Origin of the sequence: Variovorax sp. 278MFTsu5.1 (assembly GCF_048305045.1) — a bacterium.
Taxonomy (GTDB): Bacteria; Pseudomonadota; Gammaproteobacteria; order Burkholderiales; family Burkholderiaceae_C; genus Variovorax; species Variovorax guangxiensis.
On record NZ_CP157623.1, the window covers coordinates 145,340 to 162,667 of the forward strand.

17 protein-coding genes are annotated in these 17,328 nt (G+C 70.6%); 12 read left to right on the top strand and 5 right to left on the bottom strand.

The annotated features are described in order from the left end of the window. Positions 1-12 precede the first annotated feature (12 nt). Genes ABL844_RS32785 through gstA (ABL844_RS32800) form a run of 4 tightly spaced genes read right to left on the bottom strand, consistent with a single transcriptional unit; the run spans position 13 to position 3,347 of the window. Positions 13-996 (bottom strand): Bug family tripartite tricarboxylate transporter substrate binding protein, encoded by a 984-nt coding sequence (locus ABL844_RS32785; protein WP_418132238.1) that lies wholly within the window; start codon positions 994-996, stop codon positions 13-15. 35 nt (positions 997-1,031) lie between these two features. Then, positions 1,032-2,009 (bottom strand): Bug family tripartite tricarboxylate transporter substrate binding protein, encoded by a 978-nt coding sequence (locus tag ABL844_RS32790; RefSeq protein ID WP_418132239.1) that lies wholly within the window; start codon positions 2,007-2,009, stop codon positions 1,032-1,034. 32 nt (positions 2,010-2,041) lie between these two features. Next, a complete protein-coding gene (gene gstA / locus ABL844_RS32795) occupies positions 2,042-2,689 on the bottom strand; it encodes a glutathione transferase GstA (RefSeq protein ID WP_418132240.1) in 648 nt (215 codons plus the stop codon). 31 nt (positions 2,690-2,720) lie between these two features. Next, positions 2,721-3,347, bottom strand: a complete 627-nt coding sequence (gene gstA, locus ABL844_RS32800) for a glutathione transferase GstA (protein ID WP_418132241.1) — start codon at positions 3,345-3,347, stop codon at positions 2,721-2,723. A gap of 581 nt (positions 3,348-3,928) precedes the next feature. Here gstA (ABL844_RS32800) and ABL844_RS32805 point away from each other — a divergent pair. The 12 genes from ABL844_RS32805 (at position 3,929) to ABL844_RS32860 (ending at position 16,270) form a co-directional block, all read left to right on the top strand. After that, a complete protein-coding gene (locus tag ABL844_RS32805) occupies positions 3,929-4,915 on the top strand; it encodes a Bug family tripartite tricarboxylate transporter substrate binding protein (protein ID WP_418120771.1) in 987 nt (328 codons plus the stop codon). Between the two features lie 50 nt (positions 4,916-4,965). Next, a complete protein-coding gene (locus tag ABL844_RS32810) occupies positions 4,966-6,525 on the top strand; it encodes an acetolactate synthase large subunit (RefSeq protein ID WP_418132242.1) in 1,560 nt (519 codons plus the stop codon). Positions 6,526-6,571: 46 nt separating this feature from the next. Continuing rightward, positions 6,572-7,366 (top strand): SDR family NAD(P)-dependent oxidoreductase, encoded by a 795-nt coding sequence (locus ABL844_RS32815; protein ID WP_184641816.1) that lies wholly within the window; start codon positions 6,572-6,574, stop codon positions 7,364-7,366. A gap of 25 nt (positions 7,367-7,391) precedes the next feature. Further along, the gene (locus ABL844_RS32820) at positions 7,392-8,429 is read left to right on the top strand and encodes a WD40/YVTN/BNR-like repeat-containing protein (RefSeq protein ID WP_184641817.1); all 1,038 of its coding nucleotides are present in this window, start codon (positions 7,392-7,394) and stop codon (positions 8,427-8,429) included. A 16-nt stretch (positions 8,430-8,445) separates the two neighbouring features. Continuing rightward, a complete protein-coding gene (locus tag ABL844_RS32825) occupies positions 8,446-8,973 on the top strand; it encodes a VOC family protein (protein WP_418132243.1) in 528 nt (175 codons plus the stop codon). A 55-nt stretch (positions 8,974-9,028) separates the two neighbouring features. Further along, the gene (locus tag ABL844_RS32830) at positions 9,029-9,631 is read left to right on the top strand and encodes an amino acid synthesis family protein (protein ID WP_176666444.1); all 603 of its coding nucleotides are present in this window, start codon (positions 9,029-9,031) and stop codon (positions 9,629-9,631) included. A 20-nt stretch (positions 9,632-9,651) separates the two neighbouring features. Further along, a complete protein-coding gene (locus ABL844_RS32835) occupies positions 9,652-10,503 on the top strand; it encodes an alpha/beta fold hydrolase (protein WP_184641818.1) in 852 nt (283 codons plus the stop codon). A gap of 27 nt (positions 10,504-10,530) precedes the next feature. Continuing rightward, positions 10,531-10,827 (top strand): NIPSNAP family protein, encoded by a 297-nt coding sequence (locus ABL844_RS32840; protein ID WP_184641819.1) that lies wholly within the window; start codon positions 10,531-10,533, stop codon positions 10,825-10,827. A gap of 47 nt (positions 10,828-10,874) precedes the next feature. Then, on the top strand, positions 10,875-12,557 hold the full coding sequence (locus ABL844_RS32845; RefSeq protein WP_418132244.1) for a bifunctional 3-(3-hydroxy-phenyl)propionate/3-hydroxycinnamic acid hydroxylase: 1,683 nt from the start codon (positions 10,875-10,877) through the stop codon (positions 12,555-12,557). A 90-nt stretch (positions 12,558-12,647) separates the two neighbouring features. Further along, positions 12,648-14,099: an NAD-dependent succinate-semialdehyde dehydrogenase gene (locus ABL844_RS32850; protein WP_418132245.1), complete on the top strand. Its 1,452-nt coding sequence runs from the start codon at positions 12,648-12,650 to the stop codon at positions 14,097-14,099. Positions 14,100-14,110: 11 nt separating this feature from the next. After that, positions 14,111-15,562 carry an NAD-dependent succinate-semialdehyde dehydrogenase gene (locus ABL844_RS32855; protein ID WP_418132246.1) on the top strand — a complete coding sequence of 484 codons (1,452 nt, stop codon included), beginning with the start codon at positions 14,111-14,113 and terminating at the stop codon, positions 15,560-15,562. Positions 15,563-15,679: 117 nt separating this feature from the next. Further along, complete coding sequence (locus ABL844_RS32860; RefSeq protein ID WP_418132247.1) at positions 15,680-16,270, top strand: nitroreductase family protein; 591 nt, start codon at positions 15,680-15,682, stop codon at positions 16,268-16,270. Positions 16,271-16,297: 27 nt separating this feature from the next. Here the strand turns inward: ABL844_RS32860 and ABL844_RS32865 are convergent, their stop codons facing one another. Beyond that, on the bottom strand, positions 16,298-17,326 hold the full coding sequence (locus tag ABL844_RS32865) for a WD40/YVTN/BNR-like repeat-containing protein (protein WP_418132248.1): 1,029 nt from the start codon (positions 17,324-17,326) through the stop codon (positions 16,298-16,300). Positions 17,327-17,328: the final 2 nt, after the last annotated feature.

Sequence of the window (17,328 nt, forward strand, 5' to 3'; positions counted from 1 at the left end):
GAGGGCTGTGCGTCAGTCGACGCGGATCTGCCGCGCCTTGACGATGCGGTCATAGGTTGCGCGGCCCTCGGCGATGCGGGCCGCCATCTGCCCGGGCGTGCTGTAGACGGTGGTGAAGCCCAGGTTGCCGAATGTCTTGGTCACAGGCTCGGAAGCGAGGGCGGCGCGCATGGCCGCGTTGAGCCGCGCCACGATCTCCGGCGGCGTGCCGGCGGGCGCCAGCAGGCCGAAGAAGCCCTGGATCGTCATCTCGGGCAGGCCGGCCTCGGCGGCGGTGGGAATGTCGGGAAAGGCCGGGTCGCGCCGCTCGCCGGTCATGAACAGCGGCACCAGCTGGCCGGCGCGCAGGGCGCCGATCAGGGGCGAGGTGACTTCGTCCATCAACTGCGCCTCGCCGCGGATCACCGCGTCCTTGGCCATGACGGCGCCCTTGTAGGGCACATGCACCACGGGCGCGCCGGTGGCGGCCAGAAAGATCTCGCCCAGCAGGTGGTTGCTGGAACCCGCGCCGGCCGAGGCGAAGTTGAGCTTGCCCGGCTCGCGCTTTGCGAGCGCGACGAATTCCTGCGCCGTGCGGACCCCCAAGCCCGGATTCGTGACGAAGACGAAGGCCTGCGTGGCGCCCAGGCTCACCGGCACCAGCGTGGCGACGTGCTCCTGGTGGGGATAGATGGCCGGGGCCGCTGTCAGGCTGCTGCCGCTGCCCCACAGCAGGGTGTAGCCGTCGGGCCTGGCCATGGCCGCCGCCTTGGTGCCGATGCGCCCGCCCGCGCCCGCGCGGTTCTCGACCACCACGGGCTGCTTGAGCTCCACCGACAGTGCCTGCGCGACGGCACGCGCCGAGATGTCGGTGGAGCCGCCCGGCTCGAAGGAGACGATGAGCGTGATCGGGCGCGAGGGCCAGGCGTCGGCACGGGCGACAGTGCCGCCGAGCAGGCATGCCGCGGCCAGAAGGGAGAGGGCGGCGCGGCGACGGATGGAGAAAAGGATCGGCATGGCAGGGCTCCTTGGGAAGATGTGCAATGGCAGCCTCAGTCCAGCGACACGTTGGCCTCGCGGGCCACGCGGCGCCACTTGTCCAGCTCGACCTGCAGCTTGGCGCGGAACTGCGGGCCGTCGGCCGCCGTCACCGCCACACCGCGCGCAGCGAGGCGCGATTCCATGTCGGGCGTGCGGATCACCTTGTCCAGCGCGGCGGCCAGGGTTGCCACCACGGCCGGCGGCGTGCCCGCGGGCGCGAACACGCCCATCCAGCCTTCGGCCACCAGCCCGCCGTAGCCCAGTTCCTGCAGCGTGGGCACATCGGGCAGGCCAGGCAATCGGCTGGGAGACGGCGTGGCCAGAGCGCGAAGCTTGCCGGCCTTGACCTGCGGCAGCACCACGGCGGTGGTGTCGAAGGTGAAGTCGACGTCGCCGGCCAGCAAAGAGGTCATGGCCTGTTGGCTGCCCTGGAAGGGCACGTGCGCGGCCCGCGTGCCGGTGGCTTTCAGGAAGAGCTCGCCGATCAGGTGGTTGGTCGAGCCCATGCCGAAGGACGAGTAGTTGAGCTTGCCAGGCTGCGCTTTGGCGGTGGCGATGAGTTCGCGCACGTCCCGCACCGGCGAGCCCGCGGGCACGGCCAGCACGAAGCTCACGGTGCCCACCTCGGTGATGGGGACGAAGTCTTTCAGGAGATCGTAGGGTGCGGTCTTGCGCGTGACCGGGTTGATCAGCAGTTCGGCGCCCGTGCCGAAGAGGAGCGTCTGGCCGTCGGGCCTGGCGCGTGCCACCGACTGCGCGCCGATGGTGCCGCCGGCACCGGCGCGGTTGTCCACCACGACCGACTGCCCGAGTTCCGGCGCCAGCTTCTCGGCGATCAGCCGCGCCGCGCCGTCGGTGCCGCCGCCGGGCGGAAAGGCGACCACCAGGTGGATGGGTGCCGAGGGAGAGGCCTGGGCGCAGGCCAGTGCAGGCAACAGGCCGGCGAGGGCCGCCAGGCAGGGCAGCAGGAGGCGTCGGAGCATGGGCATGGTCGTTCCTTGCGAGGGTGGCGAAGACGGGCTCAGTGCGCGACTGCGGCTGCCGCTGCCGCACGCTCGCGTTCGCCCTGCGCGGCCGCGGCGGCCTCGGCCGCGCGCACGCTGGGCCGGGCGCCGCAGCGCGCCAAGTAGGCCTCCAGGTGGGGCCAGCGCCGCGTGTCGATGGTATGCGCGTGCGTCCACATGGCGATCGTGTAGCAGTGCGCGTCGGCGATCGTGAAGGTGTCGCCGGTGAGGTGGGCGCGGCCTGCCAGCTGCTCGTCGATCCACTGCAGCTTGGCCTCGACGATGCCGTGCGCGATGGCCTTGTACTCGGGCGGCGTGACGGCCTTGAACAGCGGCATGAAGCCGCCCTTGTGCAGATCGGCCGCGATGAAGCTCATCCACTCCAGCACGCGGTAGCGCGGCAGTCCCGACGCGGGCAGGAGCGTGTTGCCGGGGCACTGGTCGGCCAGGTACTGCATGACGATGCAGCCCTCGCTCAGGTGCTGGCCGTCCGGCATCTCCAGCGTGGGCACCGTGCCCTTGGAGTTGACGCTGAAATAGTCGCGGCCGTCGGCCAGCCGCTTGGTCTTCATGTCGACCCATTCGAGGGCGAGGGGCAGCTGCAGTTCGCGCGCGACGATGTCCACCGCGAGCGAGCAGCCGCGGACTTCGTGATAGAGCTTCATGGGTTCTCCGGATCGAGGGGGTGCCGGCGGCTCAGGCCGCGGCTTGGGTGGCGAGCTCGTCGCGCTCGGCGGCCAGCGCCGCCTGCACGCTGGGGCGCGCCGCGACGCGCTGCAGGTAGGCATGCAGGTGCGGCCACTGCGCCAGGTCGATGGCGTGCAGCTCGGCCCACATGACGATGGTGAAGCAGTAGGCGTCCGCCGCGGTGAAGCGCTGCGCATGCAGGAAGCCCCGGGTGGCCAGCACCCGGTCGAGCCAGGCGAAGCGGCGCAGCAGGTTCTCGATGGCGATGTCGCGGTAGGCCGGCGGCGTGTTGGCACGGAACAGCGGCGTGAAGGTCTTGTGCAGCTCCGAGCTCATGAAGCCCATCCACTCCAGCACGCGGTATCGCTCCATGTCGAGGCTGCGAGGCAGCAGGTGGTCCGCCCCGTGCCGGTCGCACAGGTACTGAATGATCACGCCGCCCTCGGTGAGGAACTGGCCGTCGTCCGTCTCGAGCGCCGGCACCTGGCCCTTGGGGTTGATGCGGTGGAGGTCGCCGCCGTCCTTGAGCTTCTTGGCCCGCACGTCGACCCAGACGAGCTCGAGCGCGAGGCCGATCTCGCGCGCCACGATGTCGACGGCCAGCGCGCAGGTCCTAGGCGTGAGATAGAGCTTCATGGCGGGAAGGCGCTTTCTGGGGATGGAGAGGCAGGCCTGCGCGTCGGCAGGCCCGAGGCGAACGCCGATGCGGGCGCTCTTGCGGTGCCGGCCCGCCGCTTGCGCGGCGTTCTGGTGCAACGGCGCCCCGTTTTGTTGCATAGGGTCGAAGACATAGTCATCAAATTATTTCTATGCGATAAATATGCCATTCGATGCGGGCCTAGCGCGTCGGTAGAACTACTCGGATCACTGGCAAACATTGGGTTCGGTGCTACTTCGACGATCTCCAGGACCTCTTCCTCCTCTTGGCGGCTGCCATGGATCGCAACTTATCACTATGCAGTAATAGCCACATCGACATCGCAAAACCTTCCCGGAACGCCGATTGCTTGCTCAAGCGTCACATGGACGAAAGTTGATCCTAAGGGAAACCACTAACAGTCGTTTTATTTGCTGAATTTCGCTTATTCGACAAAACAGCATATGATTCGGTGACCGATGAGTGTTCGGTGCCGTCAGTCGTCCATTGCCGCCCAGGTGCATCCCCTCTGGTTCCTGGTGCCGGCCCCGTCTTCGCAGGGGTGCCTAGGAATCGCGCAATGAAAAGAAAGTCCGTTCTGCAGGTCTGTGGTGCCGTCGCCTTGGCGGCGGCATGCGGACTGGTGTCGCCGCTGGCTTCGGCCCAGGGCAGCTGGCCCTCGCGGCCGATCCGCATCGAAGTGCCCTACCCGCCGGGCACGGGTCCCGACGTCATGGCGCGGCTCGTGGGCGAGGGGCTCTCCAAGGAGCTGAAGGCCTCGGTCGTGGTGGAGAACAAGGCCGGGGCCAACGGCATCATCGGCACCGCCGAGGTGGTGAAGGCGCCGGCCGACGGCTACACCTATTTGCTGGTCGACCGGCTCACGCTCACCGTCAACCCGCTGCTCTACCAGCCGCCCTACGACCCGAAGAAGGACCTCGTTTCCGTCAGCAACATCGCCGACGTGAACCTCTACCTGGTCACCAGCGCGCAGCTGCCGGCCAACGACTTCAAGTCCTTCATCGCCTATGCCAAGGCCAACCCGGGCAAGGTCACCTTCGGCACGGGCGGCGTGGGCAGCGTGATGCACCTGAACATGGAGCTGCTCGAATCGGGCACCGGGGTCAAGTTCCTGCACGTGCCCTACAAGGCGCTGGCGGAGGTGATCCCGGCCATGCTGGGCGGCCAGGTGGAAGTCACCTCCGGCGGCGTGGAGGCCATGCTGCCCTATGTGCAGAAGGGCAGCTTCAAGCTGCTGGCCGTGGGCGCGCCCACGCGTCAGGCCATCGTGCCGAACGTGCCCACCATCGTGGAGGCGGGCGGCTCGGACATGCTGCTGTCCACCTCCTACTCCTTCCACGCGAAGAGCGGCGTGCCGCCCGAGATCCTGGCGCGCATGAACGCGGCACTCACCAAGGTGCTGGCGCAGCCCGAGCTCAAGCGCTGGGCAGCCGAGCGCGGCCTGGGCGCCGGCGCCTCCACGCCAGCGGAACTGGACGCACGCATCGCCGTGGACAACGACCGCATCGGCCGCCTCGTGCGCGAGCGCGGCATCAAGGTGCAGTGACGCCGGTCGCGGCATTCCCAACAGAGAGAAGCAACGAGAGGACATCGGCGATGACTGAGCAGACTGGCGCGCAGGCCCTGTGGGCGGCGCTTTCCGGCGAAGGGGTGGACACCTGCTTCGCCAACCCCGGCACGACGGAGCTGGACCTGGTGCGCGCGCTGGAAGGCCAGGATTCGATCCGCTGCGTGATCGGCCTGCAGGAGAACGTCTGCACCGGCGCGGCCGACGGCTATGGCCGCATGCTCGGGCGGCCCGCCGCCACGCTGCTGCACCTGGGCCCGGGCTTCGCCAACGGCATCGCCAACCTGCACAACGCGCGGCGCGCGCGCACGCCGATCGTCAACCTGATCGGCGACCACACCAGCTGGCACCTGCCCTTCGATGCGCCGCTGAGCTCGGACATCGAGTCGCTGGCGCGGCCGGTGTCGGGCTGGGTGCACCGCATCGCCAGCACGGCCGATGTGCCGCGCGCTGCAGCAGAGTCCGTGCGCCAGTCGCTGGCCAACGGCGGGCAGGGTGCGACGCTGATCTTTCCGGCGGACTACCAGGCCGATCCGCTGCAGGGCGCGGCGGCCGCAGCCGGCACGCCGGCGCCGGACGCGGCATCAACCGCGCCCGTCGACATCGCCACCTGCGCGCAACGCCTGCGCTCGGCGCGCCGCATCGTCTTCCTGCTGGGCGGCGGTGGCGAACTCGGTGGCCTGGGCGTGCGCGCGCAGCACGCCGCCGCGCGGCTGTGCGCAGCGCTCGGGGCCACGGCCTATGCCGAAACCTTCCCGGCCCGCGCGGAACGCGGCCAGGGCCTGCCGGCGTTCGACCGGCTGCCTTACTTTCCCGAGCCGGCACGCGCCGTGCTCGACCCCGCCGACCTGGTGGTGCTGGCCGGCGCACTGCCCCCCGTCACCTACTTCGGCTACACGGGCCACCCCAGCCTGATGGTCGAAGCCGCTCGCCTGCTGAGCCTGGGCGAGCCCGGCCATCCGGTGGCCGAGGCGCTGGAGCAACTGGCCGATGCGCTGCAGGCCTCCGCCTTCGAGGCGCCGGTGCATCCGCTGCCGGCGGAGCCCGCCGGCGCGCTCACGCCCGCGGCCATCGGCGCGGTGCTCACGCGCGCATTGCCCGAAGGCGCCATCGTCTCGGTCGAAGGCGGCACCTGCGGCTATCCCTTCTATGCGGCGTCGGCCGCCGCGGCACCGCACACGACGCTGACCAACACCGGCGGCGCCATCGGCCAGGGCCTGCCCGTGGCGGTGGGCGCGGCCATCGCCTGCCCCGGGCGGCGGGTGGTGGGGCTGCTGTCGGACGGCAGCACCCAGTACACGATCCAGTCGCTGTGGACGATGGCGCACGAGCAGCTCGACGTGGTCGTACTCATTGCCGCCAACCACCAGTACGCCATCCTGCGCAACGAACTGCGCCGCGGCGGCGCCGCGCTGGGTGCGCGCGCCGAGGCGCTCACCGCGCTCGACTCGCCGCGCATCGACTGGGTGGGCCTGGCGCAGTCCTATGGCGTGCCGGCCACGCGGGCCGCCACGGCCGAAGAACTCTCGGTCCAGCTGCGCGAGGCCTTCGGGCGCCGCGGGCCGGCCCTCATCGAAATGGCGCTCTGAGCCACTCGGACTGGCGCCTTTCCCACCATTCAAGGAGCAATCGAACATGGATCTCAGACTCAAGGGCAAAGTGGCCGTGGTGACGGGCGGCAGCCTGGGCATCGGCCGGGCGGTGGCGGAAGCTTTCGCGGCCGAGGGCGTGCGCGTGGCCATCGTGGCGCGCAGCCAGGGCGCGCTGGAGGAAGCCGCGCGCGAAATCACCGCGAAGACGGGCGTGGAGGTGCTGGCCACCCCCGCCGACGTGAGCGACACCGCGCAGGTGCAGGCCGCCGTCGACAAGGCGGCGGCGCACTTCGGCCGCATCGACATCCTGGTCAACGGCGCGGCCCATCCGGGCGGCCTGGTGCGCAGCGAGATCGAGAACGCCGACCCCGAAGGGCTGCTGCAGGACATCGACATCAAGGTCGTGGGCTACATGCGCTTCGCGAAGGCCTGTGCGGCGCACATGCGCAAGGGCGGCTGGGGTCGCATCATCAACATCGGCGGCCTCACCGGCCGCGGCAGCAAGCAGCTCTCGGGCATGCGCAACGTGGCCGTGGCGCACATGACCAAGACGCTGTCGGACCAGCTCGGCCCCTCGGGCATCACGGTCAACGTGATCCACCCCGGCGTGGTGGAGACGCCGCACATCCACGAGCTCTACGCGAAGGAAGCCAAGCTGCAGGGCCTCACGCCCGCGCAGGTCGAGGCGAACTACGCGAAGGCCACCCCCATCCGCCGCGTGCTGCAGGTGGGCGAGATCGCCGACGCGGTGCTCTTCCTCGCTTCGGACCGCGCGGCGGCCATCACCGGCGAATCCATCGCGGTCGATGGCGGCATCACCCGCGGCATCTTTCTCTGAGCCATCCATCCAAGGAGTCGCAGACATGAACGGAACCATTCTCGTGGGCACGGCAGGGCAGGGCATCCTGCGCAGCGTGGACGACGGCGCCACCTGGCACCGCCTGGGCCTGAAGGAGGCCATCGAATTCGACGGCACGGTGCGCGCGCTGGCCGTGGACCCGTCGGACCCCAGCCGCGTGCTGGCGGGCGCCGACGCGGGCATCTGCCTGTCGACCGACGGCGGCGCGCACTTCCAGCGCATGGCCTCGCCGGCCGATGGCCAGACCGTGTGGGCCCTGGCCTTCAGCCCGCTGGACCCGCAGCTGGTGTTCGCCGGCACCGGCGCGCCTTCGCGGGCGCGCATGTACCGCTCGCGCAACGGCGGCCTGAGCTGGCAGCTGCTGGACGTGGAGCTGCCCGAGTTCTGCTCGGGCGTGCACCGCCCGCGCATCCTCACCATCGCCTTCCACCCGCAGCGCGCAGGCGAGGCCTGGTTCGGCGTGGAGGAAGGCGGCGCCTGGCGCACGCGCGATGCGGGCGACAGCTGGGAGCGCATCGACACGCCCGGGCGCGGCATCAACAACTCCGACATCCACGCCATCTCGGTACTGCCGGCCACGCCGGATGCGCCGGCCAAGCACATCGTGGTCACCGTCAACTCGGTGTGCGAGAGCATCGACGATGCCCAGAGCTTCGTCTGCCACCCCTCCAAGGACCGCTTCGACGGCCTGTACTACACCCGCACGGTGCAGCCGCTGGATGCCGATGGCCGCGAGCTGCTGCTGGCCCTCGGCGACGGCACGCCGGGTTCGCGCACGCGCATCTATCGCTCCGCCGACCGCGGCGCGACCTGGGTGCCGACGCTGCTGAACACCGCGCCCAACTCCACCGTGTGGGCCTTCGGCGCGCATGCGAGCAACCGAGGGCTGCTCTTTGCGGGCACCAAGTACGGCCACCTGCTGCGCTCCACCAACGGCGGACGCAGCTGGTTCAAGGAGTGGCGCGATTTCAGCGAGATCACCTCGGTGGCCTGGACGCCCTTCGTGGCACCGGTGCACGCGCATCCGCAGTCCATCCACTGAAGCACGGAGGCCGGCCATGAACACCCGCGACCCCGCTTCCACCGACGGCACCGGCAACACCGGCAACACCGGCAGCACTGGCGAAGAGGTTCGCCCGCGCATCCGCCGCACGCACCTGGCGCTGTTCGTGAAGGACCCCTTCGCCTCCGCCCCCTGGTATGAAGAGGTGCTGGGCATGCAGGTCACGGCGCGCGGGGCGCGCTGGGTGTTCCTTTCCTTCGGGCAGAAGCACCACGACATCGCGCTCATCCAGGTGGACGAGCCCGAGGCCGCCACCCGCGGCACCGTGAACATGCAGCACTACGGCCTGGAGATCGAGGGCGGCCTGGACGACCTGCGCCGGCTCTACGGCATGTTGCTGCGCAAGAACGTGGAGGTGGTCAAGACCACCGACCACAAGGTGGGCTACGGCCTGTACTTCCACGACCCCGACGGCCACCGCTTCGAGTTCTTCCTCGAGCTCGTCCACGACGACGAGGAAGCCAAGCGCCTGCTGGGCGAATACAACGCGCCCAGCAACGCCTTGGACCTGCAGCCGCTGTGAGCGGCCGCCTGCGGCACATCCATCCCATTCACCCCCATTCCCGGAAAAGATCACCATGAGCACCCCCGACCTCAGCGCCTTCCACATCCGCAAGTGGTACCTCCAGATCGAGGACACCCTGGCCGGAGAGACCGGTGCACCCGCCGACGGCGAGCCGCTGCGCAAGATCGTCATTGCCGCCTGCCTGCGCAACCCGTTCGCGGGCCGCTACGTCGAAGACCTGTCGTCCTGGATCGCGCCTTCGCCCGAGCTGGGCAAGGAGTTCGGCCGCCGCATCCGCGAGGCCGCGGGCGGGCAGGCCATCGAGAGCTACGGCAAGGCCTGCCTGGTGGGCATCGACGGCGAATACGAGCATGGCAACGCGCTGCTGACCAACCCCGCCGCCAACCCGGTGCGCGAGGGCGTGGGCGGCGGCAAGTCGTGGGTGCCTTCCACCGGCAAGCGCGGTGGGCCCGGCACCGTCATCGACATTCCGCTGGCGCACAAGGACGCGCTGTACGTGCGCTCGCACTACGACACCGTCTCGGCCATGTTCGGCGACGGCCCCAACCGCGACGAGGTGGTGCTGATCTGGGCCTTCGCCACGCGCGGGCGGCTCAACGCGCGACTGGGCGGCCTGAAGGCCTCGGAGATCAAGGGCGAGGACGGCCTCGTCTGAGCGCCGCCGGAGCAACGCACATGCAGCGCCGCGACTACCGCCTGAGCCACGATGGCCTGGGCTTCCACGTCACCGAATGGGGCGAGCCCGATGCCTGGCCGGTGCTGATGCTGCACGGCATCCGCGGCTATGCCGAGACCTTCGTGGGCGTGGCTGCCGCACTGCAGCCCGGGTTCCGCGTCATCGCCTTCGACCAGCGCGGCCGCGGCGAGACCGACTGGGACCCGGGGCACGACTACTACACCGACACCTATGTCGCCGACGTCGAGGCGCTGGTGGCGCAGCTGGGCCTGCAGCGCTTCGACCTGCTCGGCCATTCGATGGGCGGCATCAACGCCATCGTGTATGCCGCGCGGCATGCCCGCCAGATCCACCGCCTGGTGATCGAGGACGCCGGCCCCGGTGCCTTCGACACCAGCGACGGTGCCACCCGCATCCGCAGGGAGCTGGCGAGCACGCCCACCGCCTTTGATTCCTGGGACGAAGCCGCCGCGTTCATGCGCGCGCTGCGCCCCACGGTGACGGAGGAAGCGCGCCAGCAGCGGCTGCACAGCATGCTCAAGCCCATGAGTGGCGGCGGCTTCACCTGGCGCTACGACCATGCGGGCATCGCCGCCACGCGCCTGAACCCGGATCCCGCCCGCCAGGTGGACCTTGCCGCCGATGTGAGCCAGCTGCAGTGTGAGACGCTGGTGGTGCGCGGCGGCCGCTCCGACTACCTGCAGCCGGCCATGGCCGAGCACATGCGCGCGCTCAACCCGCGAATCTCCACGCGCGAGATTCCCGATGCGGGCCACTACGTCCACGACGACCAGCCGGCGCTCTTCGCCGAGGCGGTCACCACCTTCCTGAAGCGGCCTGACGCGGCCTGATGCGGCCGCCTCGGGCCAGTCCCATCCATGATCCACGAACTCAGAACCTACACCCTCGTGCCCGGCGGCGTGCGCGACTACCTGCGCATCTACAACGAGTGCGGCCGCGCGCTGCAGACCCGCACGCTCGGGCAACTGGTCGCGTTGATGACGCCGGAAAGCGGCGACATCAACCAGCTGGTCTTCCACTGGGCCTTCGACAGCCTCGATGAACGTGCGCGCCGCCGTGCCGCGCTGATGGCCGATCCGGCCTTCGCGGAGTTCCGCAAGCAGGTGCGGCACCTGCTGGTGCGCCAGGAGAGCCGGCTGCTCTCGGCCGCCTGAGGCGCTCGCGCAAGCCGCCGTTCCCCTCTCAGTCCCAAGGAGTTTTCATGAGCGCTTCCGTGGAAGCCCCCGTCCTCATCATCGGCGCCGGACCTGTCGGCGTGACGCTGGCCAACCTGCTGGGCACCTACGGCGTGCAGACCCTGGTGGTCGAGCGCAGCACGGCGGTGTTCGACTTTCCGCGCGCCGTGGGGCTGGACGACGAGGCCCTGCGCACCTTCCAGGCCACCGGCCTGGCCGAGGAGATGCTGCGCGACATGATCCAGAACGTGCCCATGCGCATGTACACCGCGCGCAAGCAGTGCTTCGCCGAGATCCTGCCGAGCACGCGCGAGTTCGGCTGGTTCCGCCGCAACCTGTTCTCGCAGCCGCTGGGCGAGAAGACGCTGCGCCGCGGCCTGGCGCGCTTCGACCATGTGCAGCTGCGCCTCGGCCTGGAGCTGGTGGGCCTGGTGCAGGACGAGGCGGGCGTGACCGCCACCCTGCGCGACGAGGCCGGCGCCGAGCAGCAGGTGCGCGCCGCCTACGCGGTGGCCTGCGACGGCGGGCGCAGCGCGGTGCGCGAGATGCTGGGGCTGTCCTACGAGGGGCGCACCCACCCGGCCAAGTGGGTGGTGATCGAATGCGACCAGGATCCCCTGGACGCGCCCTACACCGCGCTGCACTGCGAACCCGGGCGCCCCTACGTCTGCCTGCGCCTGCCCTACGGCCTGCGGCGCTGGGAGTTCATGCTCTTTCCCGGCGAGGACGGCGAGCAGATGCTCGCGCCCGACAAGGTGCGCGAGTTGCTGGGCCGGCATGTGGCCGACCCGGCGGCGCTCAATGTCATCCGGGCGCGCGTCTACACCCACAACTCGCGCGTGGCGGGCGGCTTCGTCGCGGGCCGCGTCTGCCTGGCCGGCGATGCCGCGCACATCACGCCGCCGTGGATCGGGCAGGGCCTCAACGCCGGCGTGCGCGATGCCTTCAACCTGGGCTGGAAGCTCGCCTGGGTCCTCCAGGGCCGGCTGCGCCCCGAGCTGCTGGCCAGCTACCACGACGAGCGCCATGCCCATGCCAGGGCCATGATCGACCTGGCCGACACCTTCGGCGCCGTGCTGTCGCAGCGCAACCCGCTGCTGGCCTGGGCGCGCGACCGTTTCTTCATGGCGATCCGGAACATTCCGAAGGTGCGCGACTACGTGCTGCAGATGAAGTTCAAGCCCATGCCGCGCTTCGCGAAGGGCATCGTGCGCAACAGCGGCATTGCCGGGCGCGACGCGCTCGTGGGCCGCATGTTCATCCAGCCCAACGTGGAGCGCGAGCGCGGCCTGCCGCGCAAGCTCGACGACGTGGTCGGCGCGCGCTTCGCGCTGCTGAGCTGGCGCTGCGATGCGCTGGCCGGCGCGCCCGCCGCGCTGCACGACCAGCTCGCCCGGCTGGGCTGCGACCACTACGTGGCCGTGCGCTCGCGCAGCATGGGCAACGAGGCCGGCTCGCCGATGCCGGGGCAGCTCACGGGCACGGTGATCGAGGACCTGGAGAATACGCTGCATTCCTGGTTCCACGGCAAGGACGTGGACTGGGTGCTGATCCGCCCCGACCGCTTCATCGCCGCCGTCGGCCGCCGCACCGATGCCGCAGCTGAGCTGGGCAGCTTCTGCGAAGCCGTGCTGGCGCCGGGCGACACGGCGCGCCCGCAGCCCGCGCCCGCCCCATCCCTCGTGCAGGCCGAGGCCCTCGCGGCCTGAAGCCTCGCGCGAACCGCTCCCCGATACCTGCGCCCCATACCCGCGCCCACATACCCGCGCCCACATGCCCGCGCCGCGGTCTCTCTCACCATGTACCCAGAACTCTCGCTCTATATCGCCGGCCGCTTCATCGACGCGCAGGGCCGGCGCACGCAGCCCGTGCACGATCCGGCCACGCTGCAGCCGCTGGGCCTGCTGCCGTGGGCCGAGGCCGAAGACGTCGAGGCCGCCGTGCAGGCCGCCCATGCAGCCTTCGCCGGTTGGCGGCGCGTGTCGCCGCTCGAGCGCTCGGACCTGCTGCGCCGCGTGGCCGCGCTAGCGCGCGAGCGCGCGCCGGAGATCGGCCGCGCCATGACGCTGGACAACGGCAAGCCGCTGGCCGATGCCGTGGCCGAGGTGCTGAACGCCGCCGAGCACGTCGAGTGGCATGCGGAGGAGGGCCGCCGCGTCTACGGCCGCGTGGTGCCGGCGCGCCTGCCCGGCGTGCGCCAGCTGGTAGTGCGCGAGCCGGTCGGTGTGTGCGCCGCCTTCAGCCCCTGGAACTTTCCCTTCGGCCAGGCGATGAAGAAGGCCGCCGCCGCCATCGCGGCCGGCTGCCCCATCGTGCTCAAGGGGCCGGAGGAGTCGCCCAGCGCACTGGTGGCCATGGCGCGCCTCTTCCACGATGCCGGCGTGCCGCCGGGCGTGTTCAATCTGCTGTGGGGCGTGCCGGCGGACATCTCGCGCCAGCTCATCGAGTCGCCGCTGGTGCGCGTGGTCTCGTTCACCGGCTCGGTGCCGGTGGGCCGGCAGCTGGCCGCGCTGGCCGGCCTGCACATGAAGCGCATGACCATGGAGCTGGGCGGCCATGCGCCGGTGCTGGTCTTCGACGATGCCGACGTCGACGCCGCCGTGGCCTTGCTGGCGCGGCTGAAGACGCGCAACGCCGGCCAGGTCTGCGTGTCGCCGACGCGCTTCCATGTGCAGTCGGGCGTCCACGACCGCTTTGCCGCCGCCTTCGCCGATGCGCTCGGTGCGGTGAAGGTGGGCCACGGCCTGGACGATGGCGTCCAGATGGGCCCGCTGATCCACGAGCGCCGCTTCCAGGCCGTGCGGGCACTGGTGGACGACGCCCGCGCACGCGGCGCCGAGCTGCTGGCGGGCGGCGGGTGCGTGGACGGGCGGATTGGCGCGCATATTGGAGCCAAAGGCCATTTCCATGCGCCGACGCTGCTGACCAACGTCCCTCCCGATGCGCGCGTGATGCACGAAGAGCCCTTCGGCCCCGTCGCCGCGCTGTCGCGCTTCGACACGGTCGACGAGGCGCTGCAGCAGGCCAATGCGTTGCCCTTCGGCCTGGCGAGCTACGTGTTCACCCGTTCGCTGCAGACCGCGACCCGCGTGGGCGACGGCCTGGAGGCCGGCATGGTGAACATCAACCACTCGGGCATGGCGCATCCGGAGCTGCCCTTCGGTGGCGTGAAGGACAGCGGCTTCGGCAGCGAAGGCGGCACCGAGTCCTTCGACAGTTTTCTCAGTACCAAGCTCATCACCCAGATCTGAATCGGAACCCCATGCTGACTCTCGACGACCCCTCGCTGCTGCGCGCGCAATGCCTGGTGGCGGGCGAATGGATATCCGCCGAGCGGACCATCGCCGTCACCAACCCCGCCAACGGCGCGCTGATCGCGCACGTGCCCCGGCTGGACGCCGCCGCCACGCGGCGTGCCATCGAGGCGGCCGATGCCGCCTGGCCGCAGTGGCGCCGCCGCACCGCGCACGAGCGCTCGGCCATCCTCGCGCGCTGGCACGCGCTCATCCTGCAGAACCAGGAAGACCTCGCCCGCATCATGACGGCCGAGCAGGGCAAGCCCCTGGCGGAGGCGCGCGGCGAGATCGCCTATGCGGCTTCGTTCATCCAGTGGTTCGGCGAGGAAGCCAAGCGCGTGTATGGCGAGACCATCCCTTCACCCGTGGCGTCGCAGCGCATCGTGGTCGTGCGCGAGCCGGTGGGCGTGTGCGCGGCCATCACGCCCTGGAACTTCCCCGCGGCCATGATCACGCGCAAGGCCGGCCCCGCGCTCGCGGCCGGCTGCACGATGGTGGTCAAACCCGCGAGCCAGACGCCGCTCACGGCCCTGGCGCTGGCGGTGCTGGCCGAGCGCGCCGGCGTGCCCGCAGGCGTGCTGTCGGTGCTGACCGGGTCGGCCGGCGACATCGGCACCGAGCTGGCCACCAACCCGGTGGTGCGCAAGCTCAGCTTCACCGGCTCCACCGAGGTGGGGAGGCTGCTGATGCAGCAGACGGCCTCCACGGTCAAGAAGGTGTCGATGGAGCTGGGCGGGAACGCGCCCTTCATCGTCTTCGACGACGCGGACCTCGACGCGGCGGTCGAAGGCGCGCTGGTCTCCAAGTTCCGCAACGCGGGGCAGACCTGCGTGTGCGCCAACCGGCTCTACGTGCACGAGGGCGTCTACGATGCCTTCGCGCAGAAGCTGGCCGAGGCGCTGCGCGCGCTCAAGGTGGGCCCCGGCGACCAGGAGGGCGTGCGCATCGGCCCGCTGATCGACGAGGCCGCGGTGCGCAAGGTGCAGGAGCACCTGGCCGATGCGGTGGCGAAGGGCGCGCAGGTGCTCAGCGGCGGGCGCCGCCATCCGCTGGGAGGCAGCTTCTTCGAGCCCACCGTGCTGACCGGCGTGACGCAGGCGATGACGGTGGCGCGCGAAGAAACCTTCGGCCCGCTTGCGCCGCTGTTCCGCTTCAGCGACGAAACCGAGGTCGTGCGCATGGCCAACGACACCGAGTTCGGCCTGGCGAGCTACTTCTATGCCCGCGACCTGGGCCGCGTGTGGCGCGTGGCCGAGCAGCTGGAGTACGGCATGGTCGGCGTCAACACCGGCCTCATCAGCAACGAGGTCGCGCCCTTCGGCGGCGTCAAGCAGTCGGGCCTCGGCCGCGAGGGCTCGCGCCACGGCATCGACGACTACCTGGTCATCAAGTACATCAACATGGCCGGCATCGCCTGATGCGCGGCTGAAGCGCCTTCTCCTGCGCCTTCGTTTTCCCGCGCGGCGTCTTCGCGGCGCGTCCCTGCGCGGCACCGCCATGCCGCATCTTCCTTCATCGTTCCCCTGGAGTCTTCAATGAGCAATCCCCGCCAATCCACCCACCCCATCGACCCGCTGTTCACCAACCGGTGGTCGCCGCGCGCCTTCGCCGAAGAGACCATCGCCGAGCCCGCGCTCATGAGCCTGCTCGAAGCGGCCCGCTGGGCGCCTTCCGCGTACAACGTGCAGCCCTGGCGCTTCATCTATGCGCGCCGCGGCACGCCTGCCTGGCAGCCCATCTTCGACAGCCTCGTCGAGTTCAACCAGATGTGGACGAAGCGCGCCGCCGCGCTGGTGGTCGTGATCTCGCAGCGCGAGGCCCTGTTCCCGGGTCGCGCCGAGGCGGCCCCCAACCAGTGGCATTCCTTCGATGCCGGCGCCGCCTGGGCCAGCCTCGCGTTCCAGGCCACGCTGTCGGGCTGGTCGGCCCATGCGATGGCCGGCTTCGACGCCGAAAAGCTGCGCGCGGCCATCCAGCTGCCGCAGGGCTACGCCATCGAGACGGTCGTGGCCGTCGGCAAAAAGGGCGATCCGGCCGTGCTGCCCGAGGGCGTGCGCAAGCTCGAAGCGCCCAGCGATCGCCGGGCGCTCGCCGAGACGGCCGCTGAGGGTGTGTTCCGCCAGTAGCCTGCGTTCCTGCCGGGTCCGAGGCGCTCAGCGCGCCGACGGATCCTTCGTGCTGGTGGCTGCCACCACGCCCTGGCGCGAATACATCGTCGCGCGGCCCTGTCCGTCCAGCACCACGCTGGTCAGGGGCAGGCGGTCTTCGCGCGTGCTGGCGGCGAAGCTCGCACCGCCGTCTTCGCTGGTCAGCACCAGCCCGTCGAGCCCGACACCGACGATCCTCGAGCCCGCGCCGGCCAGCGCGGTGATGGACGACTCCGTGTGCGTGTCCACGCGCTGCCAGCTGCCGCCGTCGTCGACGCTGCGGTACATCGAGCCGCGCAGCCCCGCCGCCAGCAAGATGCCGCCAGGTCCCGCGATGCCGCTCCAGAACGAACCCGCATAGCCGGTCGGCATGTAGTTCCAGCTGCGGCCCTTGTCTTCGGAGCGAAGCACCATGCCGCGCTCCGCCGGCGCGAACAACCGGCCGCGCGCGTCGGCGAACAGCCCGAAGAGGTTGAGGTCGGCGCGCTTGCCGCCTTGCGGCGGGGCCAGTTCAACGGGCTGCCAGTGGGCGCCGCCATCGTCGGTGCGCAACACCAGCGACCACAGGCCCACGGCCACGCCTTGCTTCTCGTCGAAGAAGTGCACCGCGAAGAGCGGCCGGTCGTGCGCCGCGTCGCTGCGCTGCACCTGCCAGGTTTCGCCGCCGTCTTCGGTGTGCAGGATCACCCCCCAGTGGCCCGCGGCCCAGCCGCGACCGGCGTCGATGAAGGAGACCGAGGTCAGCGCCACGTCCACCGGCACCTGGCGCGCCTGGCGGTGGCTGCGGCCGCCGTCGTCCGACAGCAGCACCACGCCGTGGTCACCCACCGCGACGATGCGCTCGCCCGCGCGGGTGCTGGCCAGCATCGTGGCGCGGGCGGCATGCGCGGCGCGAACCGCGGGAACCAGTAGGGGTACGCCATCAACAGCAGCTGGGGCCTGTTGGGTCTGCGGCGCCTGCGCCGCGCAGGCCAGCGACAGGGAAACGAGGGCGCCGGCCAATGCCGTGCGCGCAAGAAGGGAAGTCGATTTCATCG

Bases quoted from the DNA above. Each gene is read 5' to 3' on its own strand.
- ABL844_RS32825 (WP_418132243.1), top strand. From the start codon at position 8,446: ATGAACACCCGCGACCCCGCTTCCACCGACGGCACCGGCAACACCGGC.
- ABL844_RS32810 (WP_418132242.1), top strand. From the start codon at position 4,966: ATGACTGAGCAGACTGGCGCGCAGGCCCTGTGGGCGGCGCTTTCCGGC.
- ABL844_RS32855 (WP_418132246.1), top strand. From the start codon at position 14,111: ATGCTGACTCTCGACGACCCCTCGCTGCTGCGCGCGCAATGCCTGGTG.
- ABL844_RS32805 (WP_418120771.1), top strand. From the start codon at position 3,929: ATGAAAAGAAAGTCCGTTCTGCAGGTCTGTGGTGCCGTCGCCTTGGCG.
- gstA (WP_418132241.1), bottom strand. From the start codon at position 3,347: ATGAAGCTCTATCTCACGCCTAGGACCTGCGCGCTGGCCGTCGACATC.
- ABL844_RS32865 (WP_418132248.1), bottom strand. From the start codon at position 17,326: ATGAAATCGACTTCCCTTCTTGCGCGCACGGCATTGGCCGGCGCCCTC.
- ABL844_RS32845 (WP_418132244.1), top strand. From the start codon at position 10,875: ATGAGCGCTTCCGTGGAAGCCCCCGTCCTCATCATCGGCGCCGGACCT.
- ABL844_RS32830 (WP_176666444.1), top strand. From the start codon at position 9,029: ATGAGCACCCCCGACCTCAGCGCCTTCCACATCCGCAAGTGGTACCTC.
- ABL844_RS32815 (WP_184641816.1), top strand. From the start codon at position 6,572: ATGGATCTCAGACTCAAGGGCAAAGTGGCCGTGGTGACGGGCGGCAGC.
- gstA (WP_418132240.1), bottom strand. From the start codon at position 2,689: ATGAAGCTCTATCACGAAGTCCGCGGCTGCTCGCTCGCGGTGGACATC.
- ABL844_RS32790 (WP_418132239.1), bottom strand. From the start codon at position 2,009: ATGCCCATGCTCCGACGCCTCCTGCTGCCCTGCCTGGCGGCCCTCGCC.
- ABL844_RS32860 (WP_418132247.1), top strand. From the start codon at position 15,680: ATGAGCAATCCCCGCCAATCCACCCACCCCATCGACCCGCTGTTCACC.
- ABL844_RS32840 (WP_184641819.1), top strand. From the start codon at position 10,531: ATGATCCACGAACTCAGAACCTACACCCTCGTGCCCGGCGGCGTGCGC.
- ABL844_RS32820 (WP_184641817.1), top strand. From the start codon at position 7,392: ATGAACGGAACCATTCTCGTGGGCACGGCAGGGCAGGGCATCCTGCGC.
- ABL844_RS32835 (WP_184641818.1), top strand. From the start codon at position 9,652: ATGCAGCGCCGCGACTACCGCCTGAGCCACGATGGCCTGGGCTTCCAC.
- ABL844_RS32850 (WP_418132245.1), top strand. From the start codon at position 12,648: ATGTACCCAGAACTCTCGCTCTATATCGCCGGCCGCTTCATCGACGCG.
- ABL844_RS32785 (WP_418132238.1), bottom strand. From the start codon at position 996: ATGCCGATCCTTTTCTCCATCCGTCGCCGCGCCGCCCTCTCCCTTCTG.